At 61.8% G+C, this 3,207-nt stretch carries 4 protein-coding genes; all 4 read right to left on the bottom strand.

What is annotated here, in order from left to right:
• Positions 1–12 precede the first annotated feature (12 nt).
• Entirely contained in the window at positions 13–885 is an 873-nt protein-coding gene (htpX, locus tag AB5Y85_RS01990; protein WP_005337890.1) for a protease HtpX, read from the bottom strand.
• 113 nt (positions 886–998) lie between these two features.
• Entirely contained in the window at positions 999–1,676 is a 678-nt protein-coding gene (gene bioD, locus AB5Y85_RS01985; RefSeq protein WP_108542270.1) for a dethiobiotin synthase, read from the bottom strand.
• A 59-nt stretch (positions 1,677–1,735) separates the two neighbouring features.
• Positions 1,736–2,551: a malonyl-ACP O-methyltransferase BioC gene (gene bioC / locus AB5Y85_RS01980; protein ID WP_167570186.1), complete on the bottom strand. Its 816-nt coding sequence runs from the start codon at positions 2,549–2,551 to the stop codon at positions 1,736–1,738.
• Positions 2,544–3,207 (bottom strand): aminotransferase class I/II-fold pyridoxal phosphate-dependent enzyme (locus tag AB5Y85_RS01975; RefSeq protein ID WP_368221090.1); only part of this gene is annotated, 664 nt, incomplete at its 5' end. The genes AB5Y85_RS01975 and bioC, both read right to left, overlap by 8 nt.

Genomic DNA, 3,207 nt, shown 5'->3' with positions numbered 1-3,207 from the left:
ATTCAGTATCTATCAACCACGCAGGGCGGCGATACGCTGCTCGATGGGCGGGTGGCTCATGAACAGCTCGCTCATGGAGCGCTTGCCGTTGATGCCAAAGGCCATCATGGAGCCTTCCAGCTGCGGCTCGGCACCGCGGGAGAGGCGCTCAAGGGCGGCAATCATCTTGTCGCGACCGGCCAGCTTGGCGGCACCGGCATCGGCACGGAACTCGCGCTGACGGCTGAACCACATGACGATGATGGAGGCCAGAATACCGAACAGCATCTCCAGCACGAACACGGTGATCATGTAGGCAAAACCGCCGGTGCTGCTGCTCTCTTCCTCGTTGTTGGAGCTGAAGAAGTTGCTGATCACGCCAGCCACGATCCGGGCGAAGAACATCACGAAGGTGTTCACTACACCCTGGATCAGGGTCAGGGTCACCATATCGCCATTGGCCACGTGGCTAACCTCGTGGGCCAGTACCGCTTCCGCCTCGTCACGGCTCATGCTGTAGAGCAGGCCGGAGGAGACCGCCACCAGCGAATCATCGCGGCGGGCGCCGGTTGCAAAGGCGTTCATCTCGGGAGAGTCGTAGATCCCCACTTCCGGCATCTTGATACCCGCTTCGCGGGCCTGACGGGCCACAGTACTCACCAGCCAGTGCTCGGTCTCGTTACGGGGTTGCTCGATGACCTGGACGCCATAGCTGCGCTTGGCCATCCACTTGGACATCAGCAAGGAGATAAAGGAACCCCCAAAACCGAACACGGCACAGAACACCAACAGCCCGGAAATGCTGGACTTGTTGATCCCCAGAACCGAGAACAGGATATTGAGTACCACCCCCAGCACCAGCATGACGGCCAGGTTGGTCACTAGGAATAGCATAATTCGCTTCATATAGACTCCTTGTGAAGATAAGGGACATGACCGGGGATCACTCGGGATCCCCACCTGATCATGTTAATGTCGACATTCTAGGGAGATTCGATGAATGTTCGCTGAATATGCCGTCAAAGTAGCGGCGAGATATCAAGACGCCCCTGCAAATCGGCTTCAAGCGGATTGTTTATAAACGGAATTTCGCCAAGGAAGGGGGCTGGCAGCAAGCCCCTCAGGGTGTCCAGATTTTCCTGATAATGGCTCATGGAACCATGGAGCCGATTAATTACCCACCCCGCCACCGGCAGCTGATCGTTGCGGATGGCGGCAAAGGTGAGCAGCGCATGGTTGAGGCAACCCAGCTTGGCCCCCACTACCATGATCACCGCCATGTTCTCCTGTTTCACCCAGTCCGACAGCAGATGCTTGCGATCGAGCGGCAGATACCAGCCCCCCGCCCCTTCCACTACCGCCAGTTCGGCCCCAACCTGTTCAATCTTGCGTAGCCCCTCACTCAACCCCTGCATGGTGATAGGCTGGCGCGCCTCGCTGGCGGCGATGTGGGGCGCAATCGGCGGCTCATAGGCGAACGGATTGACCACCTCATAGGGCAGCGGCAGACTCGCCGCCTCCTGCAACAGAACGGCATCCAGGTTGCGCAGCCCGTCAGGGGTGCGGGCACATCCGGCCGAGACAGGCTTGTAACCCGCGCACTTGATCCCCTGTGCGCTAAATTCGCGCAGCAGGGTGCGCGCCACCAGCGTCTTGCCCACATCGGTATCGGTGCCGGTGATAAAGAATGATTTCATACGGTTCTCTCCTTGGCAGGGCCCGTTGACTACCCTGCACACAATACGATTCCCGGCGCTCAGCGAGGCTTGCTGAGGCGACCGAGGCACACCCGATAACTGGCGACCAGCCTGCCATCGGGCTGGCGAAACGCCTCATACGCCTGCGCCAGCTGCTGCAATCTGGCGCGCCCGCTCAGACCGGCCGGGGCGGCACTCCCCTGATTGTCATTGACCTGATTGGCCCCAATCCCCTTGAGATCACGCAACAGCTGCGGCAATTCAAGATAGGCGAGATCCCAGGTGATACAACGCAGCTCGGGAGCAGATACCCCGGCGCTCGCCAGAGCCTGCTCCAATTGTGGCAGGCTGAGGAAGCGATTGACATGGGCGCGACCATCAAGCTGCTGCCAGGCGGCTCGCAACTGCCAGAGCGACTCATCGAGCAGGGTCGAGAAAAAGATCTGGCCGCCCGGTTTGACCACCCGCAGCAGCTCGCCAAAAGCCTGGGCCGGACGCTCGCACCACTGCAGCGCCAGACTGGAGAAAACCCAGTCGAACGCGTTATCGGCGAAAGGAAGCTGCTCCGCATCGCCGCAGAGCAGGCGAGCACCGCTGCCACGCAAGGCGGCCTGCGCCAGCATGCCGGGGGCGAGATCAAGCCCCACCAGCTGGTGACAACGGTTCGCCAGTTGGGGCAAGAAAAAGCCGGTGCCGCAGCCCAGATCCAGCCCGCTCACCGTCAGATCAGTGCCAACCAGCCTGTCTGGCATCCATTCCAACAGCGCCTGACCCACCTCCTGCTGAAAGCGGGCGTGGGCATCGTAGTGACGAGCGGCGGCGCCGAAACGGCGAGCAAGCTGCGCCTTGTCGACCGTTTGAAAACGCTCAGCCATAGTGAGCCTCCCCAAGCGTTGTAACTGCAGGGCAGACCCCCAAGGCATCGAGCAGGCGATCCACATCCTGCTCGCTGTGAGCCGCGCTCAGGGTAATGCGCAGCCGGGCCGTACCGACTGGCACCGTGGGTGGGCGAATGGCGCCAGCCCAGACGCCGCGCTCCCGCAGTCGTTCTGCCAGTTGCAGGGCAACACTGCTCTCCCCCACCAGCAGCGGCTGGATGGGGGTATCGCTCGCACCAAGCTGCCAACCCTGCGCCTTTGCCCCTTGCCGGAAGCGAGCGATCAGCTGGCCAAGATGGGCGCGGGACTCATCAGCCACGCGCACCAGTTGGATACTCTTGCTGACCGCGCAGGCCTGCGCGGCGGGCATATGGGTGCTGTAGACATAGTGGCGAGCGAAGTTGACCAGATACTCCACCAGCTCGCGGCTGCCGCCGACAAAGGCACCGGCAACCCCGAGCGCCTTGCCAAAAGTGCCCATCTGGATGTGTACGCTGGCAGGAGGAACCCCCTGCGCCGCCAGGGTGCCGCGCCCCTCGGATCCCAGCACACCAAGACCGTGGGCATCGTCGATCATCAACCAGTTGCCGCTTTGGGCGGCGAGGGTTGCGAGCTCGCGCCAGGGGCCTTGATCCCCGTCCATACTGAACACC

It is taken from the genome of Aeromonas sp. R3-1 (assembly GCF_040908345.1).
GTDB lineage: Bacteria > Pseudomonadota > Gammaproteobacteria > Enterobacterales > Aeromonadaceae > Aeromonas > Aeromonas veronii.
This window is presented reverse-complemented; position numbering and strand designations above follow the sequence as displayed.